General features: G+C 43.5%; 17 protein-coding genes. 13 read left to right on the top strand and 4 right to left on the bottom strand.

Going from position 1 to position 15,818, the window contains the following annotated elements:
• The first annotated feature begins 179 nt into the window (after positions 1-179).
• The 12 genes from AR334_RS18560 to AR334_RS18505 all read left to right on the top strand — a co-directional run bounded on the left by AR334_RS18560 (position 180) and on the right by AR334_RS18505 (position 9,623).
• Positions 180-1,259 (top strand): BMP family protein, encoded by a 1,080-nt coding sequence (locus tag AR334_RS18560; protein ID WP_066314989.1) that lies wholly within the window; start codon positions 180-182, stop codon positions 1,257-1,259.
• A 50-nt stretch (positions 1,260-1,309) separates the two neighbouring features.
• The gene (locus AR334_RS18555) at positions 1,310-2,407 is read left to right on the top strand and encodes a carbohydrate kinase (RefSeq protein ID WP_066315388.1); all 1,098 of its coding nucleotides are present in this window, start codon (positions 1,310-1,312) and stop codon (positions 2,405-2,407) included.
• Positions 2,404-3,315, top strand: coding sequence for a pseudouridine-5'-phosphate glycosidase (locus AR334_RS18550; protein WP_066314983.1), 912 nt, complete (start codon positions 2,404-2,406; stop codon positions 3,313-3,315). The genes AR334_RS18555 and AR334_RS18550 overlap by 4 nt, the downstream gene beginning before the upstream one ends.
• Positions 3,316-3,559: 244 nt before the next feature.
• A complete protein-coding gene (locus tag AR334_RS18545) occupies positions 3,560-3,862 on the top strand; it encodes an urease subunit gamma (RefSeq protein ID WP_066314982.1) in 303 nt (100 codons plus the stop codon).
• A gap of 18 nt (positions 3,863-3,880) precedes the next feature.
• On the top strand, positions 3,881-4,210 hold the full coding sequence (locus AR334_RS18540) for an urease subunit beta (RefSeq protein WP_066314981.1): 330 nt from the start codon (positions 3,881-3,883) through the stop codon (positions 4,208-4,210).
• Entirely contained in the window at positions 4,207-5,919 is a 1,713-nt protein-coding gene (gene ureC / locus AR334_RS18535; RefSeq protein ID WP_066314975.1) for an urease subunit alpha, read from the top strand. The genes AR334_RS18540 and ureC overlap by 4 nt, the downstream gene beginning before the upstream one ends.
• Positions 5,920-5,930: 11 nt before the next feature.
• A complete protein-coding gene (gene ureE, locus AR334_RS18530; RefSeq protein WP_066314971.1) occupies positions 5,931-6,386 on the top strand; it encodes an urease accessory protein UreE in 456 nt (151 codons plus the stop codon).
• On the top strand, positions 6,379-7,065 hold the full coding sequence (locus tag AR334_RS18525; RefSeq protein WP_066314963.1) for an urease accessory protein UreF: 687 nt from the start codon (positions 6,379-6,381) through the stop codon (positions 7,063-7,065). The genes ureE and AR334_RS18525 overlap by 8 nt, the downstream gene beginning before the upstream one ends.
• Before the next feature lie 95 nt (positions 7,066-7,160).
• A complete protein-coding gene (gene ureG, locus AR334_RS18520) occupies positions 7,161-7,772 on the top strand; it encodes an urease accessory protein UreG (protein WP_066314954.1) in 612 nt (203 codons plus the stop codon).
• A 1-nt stretch (position 7,773) separates the two neighbouring features.
• Positions 7,774-8,598, top strand: a complete 825-nt coding sequence (locus tag AR334_RS18515; RefSeq protein WP_066314948.1) for an urease accessory protein UreD — start codon at positions 7,774-7,776, stop codon at positions 8,596-8,598.
• A gap of 69 nt (positions 8,599-8,667) precedes the next feature.
• Positions 8,668-9,342, top strand: coding sequence for a sulfite exporter TauE/SafE family protein (locus tag AR334_RS18510; RefSeq protein ID WP_066314942.1), 675 nt, complete (start codon positions 8,668-8,670; stop codon positions 9,340-9,342).
• 62 nt (positions 9,343-9,404) lie between these two features.
• Entirely contained in the window at positions 9,405-9,623 is a 219-nt protein-coding gene (locus AR334_RS18505; RefSeq protein ID WP_066314935.1) for a hypothetical protein, read from the top strand.
• Positions 9,624-9,662: 39 nt separating this feature from the next.
• Here AR334_RS18505 and AR334_RS18500 read toward each other — a convergent pair whose 3' ends face one another.
• From AR334_RS18500 to AR334_RS18490, 3 genes are all read right to left on the bottom strand, one after another.
• A complete protein-coding gene (locus tag AR334_RS18500; protein WP_066314928.1) occupies positions 9,663-10,589 on the bottom strand; it encodes an urea transporter in 927 nt (308 codons plus the stop codon).
• Positions 10,590-10,776: 187 nt separating this feature from the next.
• Positions 10,777-11,661, bottom strand: a complete 885-nt coding sequence (locus tag AR334_RS18495) for an ROK family protein (protein ID WP_066314924.1) — start codon at positions 11,659-11,661, stop codon at positions 10,777-10,779.
• 25 nt (positions 11,662-11,686) lie between these two features.
• Complete coding sequence (locus AR334_RS18490; protein WP_066314917.1) at positions 11,687-12,124, bottom strand: ATP-binding protein; 438 nt, start codon at positions 12,122-12,124, stop codon at positions 11,687-11,689.
• A 268-nt stretch (positions 12,125-12,392) separates the two neighbouring features.
• On the opposite strand from AR334_RS18490, the gene AR334_RS18485 reads away from it, so the two are divergent.
• On the top strand, positions 12,393-14,312 hold the full coding sequence (locus AR334_RS18485) for a glycosyltransferase family 2 protein (RefSeq protein WP_066314915.1): 1,920 nt from the start codon (positions 12,393-12,395) through the stop codon (positions 14,310-14,312).
• A 24-nt stretch (positions 14,313-14,336) separates the two neighbouring features.
• Here the strand turns inward: AR334_RS18485 and AR334_RS18480 are convergent, their stop codons facing one another.
• Entirely contained in the window at positions 14,337-15,596 is a 1,260-nt protein-coding gene (locus tag AR334_RS18480; RefSeq protein WP_066314905.1) for an MFS transporter, read from the bottom strand.
• Positions 15,597-15,818 lie beyond the last annotated feature (222 nt).

Genomic DNA, 15,818 nt, shown 5'->3' with positions numbered 1-15,818 from the left:
GAAGGAATAGATGCCAATAATTAGTTCAAGATAATCTTAACAGCTCACTTTTTAGGTAGGGTTTGGATGTTTTTGCTTTGCAAAAAAGGTTGACCAACCAGTTTGTTAGGTATATAATACAAACGAAAGTTTATAAGGTAAACAAAAGTTTAAAACCAACATCATGAGGAGGCAAAAAAATGATTAAGCGGAAAGCAGGAATTGCATTATCTCTTATTTTGGCTGCAGGAACACTTTTGGGTGCGTGCGGAAAAGGTAATGACAACAATGACAAAGCTGGAAATAAAGGCGGAGAGGACAATTTCTCAGTAGCCATGGTAACTGACGTCGGCGGTGTAGATGATAAATCATTCAACCAATCTTCTTGGGAGGGCCTGCAAAATTTCGGTAAAGAAAATGGTTTGGAAAAAGGTAAGGGCGGTTATGACTACCTTGCATCGAAATCGGATGCCGATTATACCACAAACCTGAATAGACTTGTCCGCGAAGGGTTTGACTTAGTTTATGCGATTGGGTTCTTAATGCCATCTGCTGTGGAGGAAATCGCAAAGCAGCAAAAAGATGCAAAATTCTCTATCGTTGACGCTGAAGTAGACCAGCCAAACGTAGCGAGCATTCTATTCAAAGAGCATGAGGCAGGATTCCTAGCGGGAATCGCCGCAGCTAAAACAACTAAAACGAACCATGTTGGTTTTATTGGCGGGATGGATGTTCCTGTAATTGAACGTTTCCAAACTGGTTTCTTGGCTGGAGTTAAGGCTGTAAATCCAGATGTAAAAGTCGATGTACAATTTGCAGGTGCTTTTGACAAGGCTGAGGTTGGCCAAGCCATCGCTTCGAAAATGTATTCTTCAGGCGCGGACGTGATTTTCCATGCCGCAGGTGCCACTGGTGTCGGTCTGTTTAAAGAAGCCAACGACCGTAAAGCTAAAGATCCAGGCAAAGATTTTTGGGCGATTGGTGTAGACCGTGACCAAGCGGATATGGGTGCGGATGTTGTTCTGACATCGGCTCTGAAACGAGTGGATGTAGCGGTTAAGGACTTGGCAACACTAACGAAAGATGGCAAATTCCCTGGCGGAAAGGTTACATTATTTGGTTTAGCTGAAGACGGTGTTGGCTTGGCTGCAATTAACGAGAAAGCAGCAAACAAAGCTGAAATTGAATCATTAGTCCAGGAATGGACAGACAAAATTAAATCAGGCGATGTAAAGGTTCCGGAAACCCGTGACGAATTATCGGCCTTTAATCCAAAATAATTTGGATGACAAATGTATAAGGTTATGAGGTGAGTTAGTTGCCTGAAAGGATGAGCGAGAAGGAGCAATTGATTCTTGATTTAATACGAAAGAATCCATATGTTTCTCAACAGGAGCTGGCGGAAATATTAGGACTATCCCGGCCTACAATTGCCAACATGATATCTGGCTTAATGAAAAAAGGAAATATTCTCGGGCGAGCTTACATTCTGAATGAGGCTCAACAAGTGATCTGTATAGGCGGGGCCAATATAGACCGGAAATTTCATATCAAAGACAAAGTTCAATTAGGTACCTCCAATCCGATTTACGTGACACAAAATGCTGGCGGGGTGGCCCGGAATATTGCCGAAAACCTCGGACGTCTCGGACTGAAGGTATCACTCATCTCAGCAAGTGGGGCGGATAAGGATTGGTCCATCATTGAAGATACATCAGGTCTTTATATGAACTTGGAAACCGTGATTCAATTCCCTGAAAAATCAACCGGATCCTACACTGCGGTTTTAGACTCCGAGGGCGATTTGGTTATTGCGTTAGCGGATATGGACATCTATGATGCCATCACACCTGACCTGTTATTAAAACACGAAGGGTTGTTGAGCCGCGCCAAATGCATTATGGTCGACTTAAACTGTCCAAAGGAAACCGTTCAATTCTTATGTCATTTTGCTAAAAATCATGATATTCCAATTGCCATTATCCCCGTTTCATCACCAAAGATGAGCCGTCTACCGGATGATTTAAATGGCGTAACATGGCTGATCACGAACCGGGATGAATCGGAAACCTACTTCCATACTGAAATCAGAAATGATGATGATTGGAAGAATGCTGTAGAAAAATGGCTGTCAAATGGGGTTGCCAATGTGATTATTACCAATGGAAAAAAGGGATCGATGATTGGCAACAAGGAAGAGGGAATATTTCATATTCCTTCAGTTGAAACAAAGGAAATCCTGGATGTAACCGGGGCTGGAGATGCGTTCTCCTCCGCGGTTATCTACTCCTGGCTTGAGGGGAAACCGTTAATTGAAATCGCCAGGGCCGGAAATATCAATGCATCGAAAACACTGCAATCACCATATACTGTCCGACAGGATTTATCCGCAGAACAACTACTTAAAGATGTGGAGGAAGGATCATGAAACAATATATTACCTTATCAGAAGAAGTGCGTACCGCCAAGGAACAGGGGAAACCAATCGTGGCTCTTGAGTCAACGATTATCTCTCACGGAATGCCTTATCCACAAAACGTTCAGACCGCCCGTGAAGTGGAACAAATTATCCGTGATAATGGCGCGGTTCCGGCAACAATTGCAATTATTGATGGAAAAATCAAGATTGGCCTATCAGATGAAGAGTTGGAAATGTTCGGAAAAAGCCCAGATGTGGCGAAAGCTTCCCGACGTGATTTAGCTTATTTACTTGCTACGAAAAAGCTGGGTGCCACAACTGTTGCCGCAACGATGATTTGCGCCGAGTTGGCTGATATTCATATCTTCGTGACCGGCGGTATTGGCGGGGTTCACCGCGGGGCCGAAACCACTATGGATATTTCAGCGGACCTGGAAGAACTAGGGCAAACAAACGTAGCCGTCATTTGTGCGGGCGCGAAATCCATCCTCGACTTAGGCTTAACGATGGAATATCTTGAAACAAAAGGCGTGCCGGTTATCGGCTACCAAACTGATGTCCTTCCAGCTTTCTTTACACGGACAAGCGAATTCGCATTGAACCTGCGCGCTGACGATGTGGAGGAAATCGCCTCCACATTGAAAGTAAAATGGGATCTTGGCATAAAAGGCGGCGCCGTCATTGCCAACCCGATTCCTGAAGAGCACGCAATGGATGAGCAATTTATTAATAACATCATTGAGTCTGCATTGAAAGAAGCGGCAGAACGCCATATTGCCGGTAAAGATGTAACGCCGTTCATGCTTGGTAAGGTGAAAGACCTGACAGAAGGAAAAAGCTTGGAAGCAAACATCGCTTTAGTGAAAAACAATGCCGTAGTCGGAGCAAAACTTGCGGTAAGCTTTAATGCAATGTAATTAAAAACTAAAAAGCATGTAGATTAATCTAATTTTGGATTAGTCTACATGCTTTTTTTGTTAGCCTATAAAAGGAACACTTAAAGCTGTTCTATTCATTATTTTGAACTTAAAACGATGGCGGGAAAAATTCCCGTTTTTTTTATTTTATAAAGAAATTTAAATGTGTTTAATTTCCAATAATATAGAGAATTATATTGTAGGGTGGAAATTTTTACAAAAAACGACAAAAGGAGGATGGGTAATGTTACTGGTACCTCGAGAAATCGACAAGCTCATGATTGTAGTGGCGGCCGACCTGGCCAAAAGAAGAAAAGAGAGAGGATTGAAATTAAATTATCCAGAAGCAGTAGCACTCATAACCTATGAGGTTTTAGAAGGTGCCCGAGATGGAAGAACTGTAGCGGAGCTGATGGAATATGGCGCCACCATCTTAACACGCGAGGATGTAATGGAAGGGATTGCAGATATCATCGATGATATTCAAGTAGAAGCCACCTTCCCGGATGGAACAAAACTAGTAACTGTGCACGATCCAATTCGTTAACTGCTGGAGGGATACACAATGGAATGGGAACCAGGACAATTATTTTTACAGGAAGAGCCGATTATTTGTAATCAAGGAAGAGACGTATTCAAAATGAGGGTGACGAATACAGGAGACCGACCGGTTCAAGTAGGGTCGCATTATCATTTCTTCGAAGTGAATGAATCCTTGCAATTTACCAGGGAAGAAGCCTTTGGCAAAAGGTTAAATATTCCGGCCGGTGCTGCAGTCCGCTTTGAACCGGGCGATGAAAAAGAAGTGGAATTGGTTCCATACGCGGGAGAACGCAAAGTTTACGGCTTTAACAACAAAACCGATGGCTCAATTGAAGGAGGGCGTATCAAATGAGCTTTGAAATGCCGCGGAAGCAGTATGCCCAGATGTTTGGTCCGACTACAGGAGATTCCATCCGGCTGGCGGATACGGACTTGATGATTCAAATTGAAAAAGACTATACGACCTATGGTGAGGAAGTAGTATTTGGCGGCGGTAAAGTCATTCGCGATGGAATGGGCCAACATCCGCTCGTAACCCGTGGTGACGGGATTCCTGATTGTGTGATTACCAATGCCGTGATTTTAGATTACACCGGAATCTACAAGGCGGATCTTGCAATTCGTGACGGGAAAATCTCCGGAATCGGTAAAGCGGGAAATCCCTTGGTGATGGATGGGGTGGATATTATCATTGGTGCTTCGACGGAAATCATTGCTGGTGAAGGGATGATTGTCACAGCTGGCGGTATTGATACGCATGTTCATTTTATCAACCCGGCACAGGTCGATGTTGCCTTAACCTCAGGCCTTACCACTCTAATTGGCGGTGGAACAGGTGCCACTGCCGGTTCCAGAGCGACCACGGTTACACCCGGAGAATGGAATATCCACCGAATGCTTGAAGCAGTGGAGGGACTGCCAATAAATGTCGGCTTAACCGGCAAAGGACAGGCAGCTACAGAAGAACCTTTAGCCGAACAAATTAGGGCTGGCGCCATCGGTCTCAAAGTTCATGAAGACTGGGGAGCAACTCCTTCCGCTATAGACTATGCATTAAGGGTAGCAGACGAATATGACGTACAGGTTGCGCTTCATGCCGATACCCTAAATGAAGCTGGGTTTGTTGAAAATACGATGGCAGCGATTAAAGACCGTGTTATTCACATGTATCATACCGAAGGAGCAGGCGGCGGTCATGCACCTGACCTTATTAAGTCTGCCAGCTTTATGAATGTCCTTCCATCCTCGACGAATCCAACGCTGCCGTATACCGTTAATACGGTCGATGAGCATTTGGATATGCTGATGGTTTGCCACCATTTGAACCCATCTGTACCAGAGGATATTGCCTTCGCAGATTCACGGATTCGCAAGGAAACGATTGCCGCAGAGGATGTCCTGCAGGATATGGGGATCTTTAGTATGACCAGTTCAGATGCCCAGGCAATGGGCCGTATCGGTGAGGTGATTACACGGACATGGCAGGTAGCGGATAAAATGAAGCAAGAAAGGGGTTCCTTACAAGGGGACAGCAAGCTTTCTGATAATAATCGGGCCAAGCGGTACATTGCAAAATATACGATAAATCCGGCGATTACTCATGGAATTTCCGACTACGTAGGTTCGATTGAGGTTGGAAAAATAGCCGACCTTGTGTTGTGGAATCCGGCGTTTTTTGGTGTGAAACCGGAATTGGTCCTAAAAAGCGGATTGGTTGTCTATGGCATGATGGGAGATGCAAATGCCTCGATTCCAACGCCGCAGCCGATTGTCAATCGACCGATGTATGCGACAATTGGCAAAGCGCTGTCCAAAAGTTCGATTACCTTCATTTCACAGGCAGCCTATGAAGGGAAAGTGCATGAAAAACTGGGATTGGGAAAAATCATTCTGCCCGTCCACGGTATCAGAAAACTAACCAAAAAAGACATGAAATTGAACTCAGAAACCCCTGAACTATCGGTCGACCCGCAAACATATGAGGTTAAAGTCAATGGGGAGATTATTACAAGCTCACCATCTAAAAAAGTGCCGATGGCTCAGCGTTATTTTCTATTTTGAGGTGAATAGGTATGCTAATTGAAAGAATTGAAACAAATATAGAAGACATGGAAAAAGAAGAAATCTTTAAGCGCCATGTTGAAAGAGTTTACCTTGAAAGTGACCATTTAGTAAAACGGATTCAGCGGGTCACCACTGACCACGGTCGGGAAATCGGCATTCGCTTAAAAGAGCCGCGTGACCTTGTTGCAGGCGATGTCCTGTATATGGATGAAAAAAATATGATTGTCATTGATGTGCTTGCGGATGATTTATTGGTCATTACTCCACGCACGATCAAAGAAATGGGGACAATTGCCCATCAGTTAGGAAACAGGCACCTTCCTGCTCAATTCGAGGATGAAATGATGATGGTTCAATATGATTATCTTGTGGAGGAACTGTTGCAAGAGCTGGAAATTCCCTATAATCGGGAAAATCGAAAAGTAAAGCAGGCTTTTCGTCATATAGGTCATAGTCATGGATGAAAAAATCCTGGCACTATTTCAGCTTTGTGATTCAAATTTTCCAACAGGTGCGTTTAGCCATTCATATGGCCTTGAAAGCTATATTCAAGACAATACGGTGCATAACATCGATACCTTTTCAGAATGGCTTCGGGTTTATATTGATGAGCAGCTCATTTATTCGGATGGCTTGGCATGCCATCTTGTGTATCAGGCACTGGAAGAGGACGACCTTCAAAAAGTATGGAAACTGGACCGTTTGTTGACCATGCAAAACCTGCCTCGAGAAACGAGAGAGGGTGCCATGAGAATGGGGGAACGGATGTTACATTTGGTTCAGTCCTTATATAGGATACCGGTTCTTTCTGGTTACAGAAAGCGAATAGAGGCAAAACAATCATTTGGACATCCAGCTATCGTTTTTACGATGGTTGCTCATTATCTTGGAGTGCCCAACTCCACATCCATTCTATTTTACCTATACTCTGTCGTATCTAGCATTGTTCAAAATGCAGTAAGAGGTATTCCGTTGGGGCAAACGGCGGGACAGAAATTGATACGCGATGTGCAAACTGATTTGATGGAGGCAGTTGAGGCCATCAGCAACTTGGGCGAGGAGGACTTTGGCATTGTCTCGCCCGGGATTGAGCTGTCACAAATGAGACACGAGCGCGTAAATATTAGAATTTTTATGTCTTAATGAAGCCCTGCCGATTCCCGAATCTATTAGTACAGTTCATCAAGCGTTGTTAAATTTATGTGCAATCAGCAAATTAGAAAGGACGTGTTTTTTCTATGGAACCAATTAAAATCGGTGTTGGCGGTCCAGTAGGAGCTGGAAAAACGATGTTAGTGGAAAAACTGACAAGGCGTTTACATGATGAAATTAGTATGGCGGTAGTAACAAACGATATCTATACAAAAGAAGATGCAAAATTTTTAATGCAAAACGGTGTCCTTCCTGCCGAAAGGATTATAGGTGTGGAAACCGGGGGATGCCCGCATACCGCCATTCGTGAAGATGCTTCGATGAATTTTGCAGCAATCAATGAGCTAAAGGAAAAACATCCGGATGTAGAATTAATTTTTGTGGAAAGCGGTGGGGATAATCTCGCAGCTACCTTCAGTCCCGAGCTAGTTGATTTTTCAATTTACATAATTGATGTGGCCCAAGGGGAAAAAATTCCGCGAAAAGGCGGCCAAGGGATGATCAAGTCGGATTTATTTATCATTAATAAAACCGATTTGGCGCCGCATGTTGGAGCAAGCCTTGAAGTCATGGAGTCTGACACAAAAGTGTTTCGCGGGGACAAGCCGTTTACATTCACTAACTTAAAAGACGAATCCGGACTCGATCATGTGATTGATTGGCTGAAAGAGAATGCGTTATTAAAAGGGTTGGCATAATATGGGGGAATGGACAGGCGTTTTACATTTAAATGCAGAAAACAGACAAGGAAAGACAGTCGCAAAAAACGTATATTTTCAGGGCGCATTTAAAGTAATGCGCCCTATTTACCATGATAATTCCGGAAGGGCTTGTTACTATTTATTGAATCCCGGAGGCGGCTATTTGGACGGGGATCGTTATCAAATGAAGATATGCCTTGAGGAGAATGCCCAATTGACTCTTACAACCCAGGGAGCTACAAAGGTTTATAAGACCCCGAGGCAATATGCCTACCAAGAATCAGAGATTTGCTTACATGCCGGAAGTTATCTTGAGTATTTTCCTGACCCTTTGATTGCCTATCAAAATGCCCATTACAAACAAAAAAATGTAATACAAATGGACCGGAGTGCTACCTTGCTTTATTCGGATATCATTACTCCTGGATGGTCACCGGAAGGCGAACGGTTTAGTTATAAGACAGTTCAAGTATTAAATGAAATTTACATGGATGGTGAATTGGTTGTTTATGATCATTTAAAGCTAAAACCTGCGATTCAAAATCTTGAAGGATTAGGGTTCATGGAAGGTTACTCTCATTTAGGTTCCATGATTGTAATAGACGAAAAAATAAATAATGCCTTTCTTGATGAGTTATATTGCCTACTTGATCAGAATACATTTGAATATAGATTTGGACTGTCCCTGCTATCCGTGCCTGGATTCACAGTCCGAGTTTTTGCCCATTCCACTCAGGATATTGAAAGAATTTTTTCGCAAATTCACTGTAAGATTAGCCATGAATGGTATCAAATGAAACCAAATTCACTTAGGAAATATTAGGCATAACCCGGCAATGTATCCTGGTTGCCGGGTATTTATATAGATATAGATTTACAGGGAGGATGAAACATGGATGTAACGATGTTGTCAGTTTTGGCCTTAGGTTTTATTTTAGGAATTAGGCATGCGTTGGAACCGGACCATATGATTGCGGTATCCACAATTGCAAGTCAAAGCAAAAAATTATGGCAGGCATCTCTTGCAGGGGTTTTTTGGGGAATCGGTCATACGGCCACACTATTTGTTGTGGGGATTATCCTGATTTTAATGAAAAATGATATTTCGGAAAAGTGGTCGCTCACGTTAGAATTTTTTGTCGGAATTATGCTGGTTTACCTAGGAATCGCTGCCATGTTATCCATTAGAAAAAAACAGAAACATCAACCCCATCATCATGCACATGAAGAGTTACCACCTGGCAGGAGGAAGGTTACATATTATAAGTCCCTTATCATCGGGTTTGTCCATGGGATTGCCGGCAGCGGAGCCATGGTGCTTCTGACCATGAGCACGGTTCAGTCCGTTTGGCAGGGAGCTCTGTATATTCTAATATTTGGAGTAGGAACCGTCGCCGGGATGTTAATTTTCACAACGATTATTGGAATTCCGTTTATATTAAGCATGAAACGGATGATTACGAGCAAAGCATTGATTTTAACAACGGGTGCGTTAAGTACCATTTTCGGATTTTATTATATGTATAATCTTGGTGTGAATGACGGTTTATTTAGTCTTTGGTTATAATCACCGCATATTTGCTTATTTAATTGGAGAAACTTCTTTTGACAACTGAAAGGAGGGAATATATGTTTGAAGATTTTGAAATAAATCCTGTGTTTGAAGGCACTGCCAGAGAACGTCGGCATTTTTCATTAAATGTGCAAGGCAACGAATATAAAGGGATGATTCATGGAGATAAGGTGCATTGGTATCATCCACACCCAAAACAATCGCTGGAAGAGGAACATGTTGATGCCATTGAATCCAAGGTTATGAATATGATGAGTGATGATGCAGGGGAATAAACAAATGGCTGTCTCAATTTTGTAGAGGCAGCCATTTTTTCAAATTTGAGGCATAATCTTTCTTGCTGCTAAAAAAATCCAACTAGAAAGCACAAATGGCATAGTAAGTGGCGGAAGTCCTAATGGCATAAGCCACGTATCAATGCTTGCTGTAATTGGGACGGTTAAACACGCAGCAATAATTCCGGTTAATAGACCATATCGAGAGTTACCTTTGAATACTGCCGATACTGCAAGAATGGCTAAAATGGCATTATACCCGTACAACCCGGCAAAGATTAAGGAATATTCACCGCCAAGACCGTATGCTGTTAATAAAGCAGCAACATTTCCAACGATCGCATAAAGTCCCATTCTCCAGCCTGCCCAAAAAAGCGCAATAAAAAATAAAACGCTCGAGGGAGTATAATCAAGGAAGAAAATTTGCCCTATACCATTCGCGATGCCATCAACCCAATTTATTTCTCCTTCAATATCGAGCGTCCAATTAGATAATGATTGTGGCTTAAGTGTGGGACTAATGTTTAGGGAGACGAATCGGTAAGTCGTCAACAGTAAAAACCAGGTAAGTATAATATAGGGAAAGGTAAGAATAGGGATGTTGGTCTGACGCATAAAATGCATCATGGCAGCGGTAACAAAAGCTGCGATGGCCGCTGCCGCCAAGGCTATCAGCCATCGATTGTTTCCTGTTAAAAACAAGGAAAGAGCCATTCCCGCCAGTACCGAATTATACCCAAATAAACCTTGATTAATGCTTTCGTCATTTGCACCACCTATTTTACCGATTAAGGTTCCAATCAAGCTGGATAAAAAGGCGACGATTCCCAACGAATACGATGCAATCGTGATCGCTGCCAAGATCATAAAGCCTGAGACCGCATTTTCAATTAACATAACTTGAGAGATTCCTTTTAAGGTTGTTACAATAACCCCATTCCATTTGTTCTTGAAAATCGAAAACAACTCCTTTACAGGTCCAGGACTGTGTTTGAAAAAATTCTAGCAGCTGGTTCCTTATTATGAACATTTACTTATCGGGCTTGTTGTTTTTCTAGAGTATTTTTCCTAAAAAAAGAGCAGTTATTCCTGTGATTGGTCGATTTGAATAAAAAACGGCGCCAGTACTAGCTTGGCACCATTTTTTTCGGGGTTACTGTTGTTTTTTGATGAAATGATACATCGCCCCGAGCATTCCTGCATCGTTTTGGTGTTTGCATCTTTCGATGGGAACCTTTAAGTCCTTCCACCACGGAAGCTCGTCCAAATGTCTTTGAATCGCGGGCAGCAAATTGTCTTGGGAGGAAACCCCACCGCCGATTAAGATTTTTTCCGGATTTAATGTGGCCGCAAGGTTGAAAATGCCGTAGCTGATATTCCTAGTCCAACTGTCGATGAGTTGTTTTACTGATTTGCTTCGGGCTGCATGCAAAAAAACAGCCTCCCCGTTTGTTTGGCTATCTCCACCTTTGAGTTTTTTATAGGCGCTGATTAATGCGGTAGTGGAGGCTGTTGCATGCCAGTTATCACCATAATCATGTTCATTCGCCTGTGTAATCATAAAGCCGAATTCGCCTGTCCGGAAGCGATGGCCGCGTAAAAACTTGCCGTTGACAAAAATTCCGCCACCGATACCGGTACCGATCGTTACACAAATAACATCATCACACCCTTTGGCATTGCCGCTGATTTTTTCCGCGATGGCCGCACAATTTCCGTCATTCTCAATTTCCACCCTCAGTGGCACTCTAGCCTCTAGCAAACTCTTTAAATTCTGATTTTTTAAAGCTGTAACCGCACCGGCTTGTTCGGAAAAACCTGTATAGGGATTGATAAATCCTGGCAGGCTGACAGCGATTCCCGACACTTGGTGATTTTTTAAGTATGACATAATGGTTTCTGTCATTTTAGTTAAAAATTGTTCGAGATTGTCAGTCGGAGTTGGATAACTGCTTTTTGAAATAATTGTTCCATCCTCCTGTAAAATCCCGTGCTTCACGTTTGTCCCGCCAACATCAAAACAAATATATTTTTTCACTCGCCTTTCACACCTCCCAATTGCCTTATAAAGTCACATGGATAATCGCCCCTTCATCGGCCGTCGGTCCTTCAAACTCCTGGTGAATTTTCTTTAACATATCTTGGGACAGCCGCTTCAAGGTCTTGTTCCGTGCTTTGCAAGTTTCATAATGAGTATGCACCTGGTAAATTTCCAATGTAAGGCCAAACTCTTTGGCCACCCGCCTCCATCTCCTGCGGCGTTCTCTTGAACGGTTTGTGGTATCCACAATAACAGAGTGGCCGCTTTTTAACAGCGTCCGCACCATCAGTTCGGCGGTTTCCCACACCTTGGGCTCGGCCTCTGCTTTATAAATTTGGCCATGTACTGCCAGTCTTAGGTCATCAAGCGACACGCGCACCCAGCCTTGACTTTGTAAACCCTTTGCATATTTTGATTTCCCGCTTAGGGGGATGCCGCACATAATACCTAGTTTCACCATGGATTCCCTCCCTGTCGGAAAGACTTAGCATTCGGCTTTCGCAAAATGCTGTACTTTATAAAATGCAGGCAGGCCTTGATTTGAAAGGGACAAGTTCACTAGCAGACAATTTTTTGGAATGGCCACAAGTTGTCGGCTTAACTGGTTTAGGGACCTTGGTCATTTTTTGTCCCCCATGGATACTTGCCGTTGCCAGCCATAGCGGAGAACATATCCTATAACGTCGACATACGGTTTTTTTACTAATCAGGAAAGGTGAGGAGAGGTTATGTTAGAAAATGTGTCAATCATTATTCCTTTCCAAACAGATAATGGCCCAAGAGCAGAGGCGTTTAAATGGATTAAGCAGTATTATGAGCGAGTCATGCCTGGGGCGGAACTTTGCGTGGGTACAATTGACGATCCAGTGGTGAATAAATCCAAGGCAGTTAACACCGCCGCTAAAAAGGCTACAAGAGATATATTTGTTATTGCCGACGCCGATGTGGTTTATGGTCCGGAGCTTATTGTGGATGCGATTAATGAGCTGAATCACTCGCCTTGGGTGATTCCATTTACGGAAATTTATGATATTGAAAAAGAGGAGACGAAACAGCTAATTACGACGATTCCCTCTTGGCCGATGGGAATTAATGCGAAGAAATTTACAAAGGCAAACTGGTTGTACAAGGGCTTTGCCGGAAAGCTTATTGTTATCCGGAGAGAGCACTTTGAGGCTGTCGGGGGCTTTGATGAACGGTTTCTCGGCTGGGGCGGGGAGGATGATGCATTTTCCCTTTCGGTTGAGACGCTGTGCGGACCAGCAACTAAAGTGAATGGCTCCATCTATCACGTTTGGCACCCGGCCTCAAACTATAGGACCAATCCATATGGCAATTCGAATTCTAAACTTCTTGACCGTTATAAGCGGGCGAATGGAAATAAAGAGAAAATGCGTGAGCTTATTGCCGAACGGAAGAAACCAATCGCTGAGATTAATAGGATGAATGCTAAGATTTTAAGCAGAAGCCAAAATCAATATATGAAGGCGCCAAAGAGCGGAATATGTTTTGCCATCCTTGCCCATGAAAAAAAGGAATTGATTAAGGAACTGGTGGAGAATGTCCGCTATTTTTGTCCAAACAGTACGATTGTCTTATACAACGGGGGCTATGATTGGCGACTTTGTGAAGGACTAGGGGTGCCTGTCTGTCCTTCAAGCCGCAAATTGCATTATGGCCATACAGCTGTTTATTTTCTGGAAACGATGGAATGGCTGGAAGAATTGGGGATTGTGTATGACTATTTTATCAATATTGACTCTGATGCTTTATTTATCGGAAAAGGCTATGAAGAATATATAAAAGCGGAAATGAAAGATACGGATTACATGGGAGTGGATTTCAGGATTCCAGGCAGTCAGTGGCCTATTGGCAAAGAACTTCAAAAGGATGTCAAACGCTGGAGCAGAATTTTTAAGGTCAAACCATTGTACGGCACTTTCAATGTTGCCCAAGTCATATCGCGGCCGCTTGTCAAAGCATTACTGGCGCCAGAACGTAAGGAGCAGCTAAAACAAGCTTTAATTGAAACGTCTTCCTGGGGAATGGATGAAATTGTCTATGTTAATATGGCGAAGGAGCTGGGTTTCCGGCTGAAAAAATATTCGAATCCTTCAGATGCGATGATGATTCGCTATCGCCCATACTATACCTTGGATGAAATGGTTTATCAATTGTCGAACAACAAAGGTTACTTATGCCATCCGGTTATAAGGGACATGGCTAACCCTGCTAGGGAAATGATCCGCCTTTATCATAATAGGGAGCTAACGGAAGCATATAAAAGCAGGGAATACCCATGGTATGAAGACAATCCTAAAAATTATGCCGTCTCCATTCCGGTTAAAGGTAAGTCCGGCCGAATGGAGCTGATTACTCGTTCAGGTACTTCACTGGTTCACTACCGGCAGGACCAGGACGGCAAGTGGCACAAAACGGGAGCCTTTGCCACCGGGGCAGTAGGTATTCCTATTATCTACGAAACTCACAACGGGAACATCGCTATCGTGAGTAAAATGGAAAACGGGAGCGTCTACCTCTGGCACTGCGATGAAAACGGCGTAATACCGGGTTACACGATGGGGACTGTTCTCTTATCTCATCTCGATGACACAGGAGATACATTTTTCTCATCTCCATTGGAGTGAGGCCTAAGCGTGGCGCGGCAGTGCTTAATCCGTTGCTGCTGGCTGTTCTATCCAGATTCTAAATAATTGTATATATAGGACGATGCTAATCAGTGCAAACAGTAAAACGATACTGAATATGCCCATTGGTGCCACCCAGCTGGATAGGAATACGGTGAGCGGCGCCAGAAATTTCCCGATGGTATACTGTAGGCTATCGGCGCCCATGTACTGTCCTCTGGCATTCTCTGGGGCATAGCGGCTGATAAAGCTCTGCATGACCGGGGAGCGGACCATCTCTCCAAAGGTGAAAATGATGGTGATGAAAAACAACAGCCATACATTGGTAGTGAGCCCGACGAAAAATGTACCAAATCCGGACAACACTGATGACAGGATGAACACATTCCGCTCTTTCCATTTTCCGAACCATTTTGTAACCGGGAGGATAAACATGACAAACAAGAGGCCGTTAAACCCCACCAGCCAGCCGAAAATCTCCTTGCTGGACAGAGTAAAGGCAGCATCCCCCCATGTGAACAAAGTTTGGGCAGGGACATGATTAAATACGTAGACTGGCAAATAAATATCCAGCTGCATAATCGGAATCAATGAGCAAATTCCTGCCAAAATATAAATTAGGAAAATCTTATCTCGAAAAATAATCCCATAGCCTTGCCACTGTTCCTTGAACACAGCGGTTATCTTTGTTGATTTTGCTTCTGATGCCGCTTCCCTTGCAGATGGCGGCATTGTTTCATGAACAATGAAATAAATAGCGATAAAATAGATAAGCAAGACCAATGCGCAGGTCCAAAGTAGCTCTTGCCGGTAATGGAAGAAGAAGATCGCTCCAAGTGCGGGTCCAAGCACGGCACCAATATTATTGGCGGTCATAAAGGTCGCGAAAACCTCGCGGCGGCTTTCCGCTGGAACCAAATCGGCCACCATCGCGGAGCTGGCCGGACGATAGACTGCACCTCCAAGTCCTATCCCAATAAAGGCAATGTAATCCAGCCACGGGGATGGAGACACTGCGAACATAACAAACATCAAGGTCTGCAGTGAGGCGCCCAGCAGCATCACGGGCCGCCTGCCGAACCGATCAGTCAAGGCCCCGCCAAGGAGGCTGCCGATTAGGCTAAAAATCGGCGGGACGGTCATCAGTATTCCGGCCGCACGGCTGCCTAATTCCTCGCTGAAATACACGGTAATAAACGGAAAGTACATCCAAAACAACATATTAAACAAGCCTTCGCCAAGCAAGCGAACCTTCAAATTAGTATCCCATAAACGAATTTGCATCTAATTCCTCCTTGGAGCAGAGAACGGTTCCGTGCTTCCACTGTTTTCCCGGCCGGTATAAAAACTATAAACTAATTATTTGTAAAGATATAGACTTAAAATTATGAATCATTTATACTAATAATATAGAAGGCGAATATAGGCCATTTTAATTTGATTGTCACACAAAACGAACATTTGTTCTAAATGCTTAAGACGCTTCTAGCCAGAAGCGTTTTTTAT

It is taken from the genome of Bacillus sp. FJAT-29814 (assembly GCF_001510715.1).
In the GTDB taxonomy this organism is placed as follows: Bacteria; Bacillota; Bacilli; order Bacillales; family Cytobacillaceae; genus Neobacillus.
Note: the sequence above shows the minus strand (reverse complement) of the source record. Positions and strands in the feature narration are given on the sequence as shown.